This window comes from Peribacillus sp. SIMBA_075 (assembly GCF_046534585.1).
This window is the reverse complement of the sequence record NZ_JAWRYN010000188.1, coordinates 1-378: the sequence shown is the minus strand read 5'-3', so window position 1 is coordinate 378 and position 378 is coordinate 1. Positions and strand designations below refer to the sequence as shown.

Here is a 378-nt window from a genome sequence, read left to right as displayed (position 1 = left end):
GTTATGGCACCGATGATGTGTATCGGTGGGATTATCATGGCGGTATCCAAGGATGCCAAGCTTTCTCTTGTCATTATTGGGGCGATCCCGATCCTGGCTTTGGCGATTTACTTGATCGGGTCGAAAGGTATTCCTTATTTCAAGATGATGCAAACCAAGATCGACCGTTTGAATTTAGTGTTGCGCGAATATTTGACCGGAATCCGTGTCGTACGTGCCTTTAATCGAACCGAGCATGAGCGCGCACGTTTTGATCAGGCCAATCAAGACCTCACGGCGACTGCGATCAAAGCGAATCAGATCATGGCGGCGATGATGCCAATCATGATGCTGATGATGAACGTGACCTCGATTGCGATTATCTGGTTTGGTGGCCTA

At 48.4% G+C, this 378-nt stretch carries 1 protein-coding gene; it reads left to right on the top strand.

The features are described from left to right. Positions 1-378 (top strand): ABC transporter transmembrane domain-containing protein (locus SB775_RS27755; RefSeq protein WP_410864360.1); only part of this gene is annotated, 378 nt, incomplete at both ends.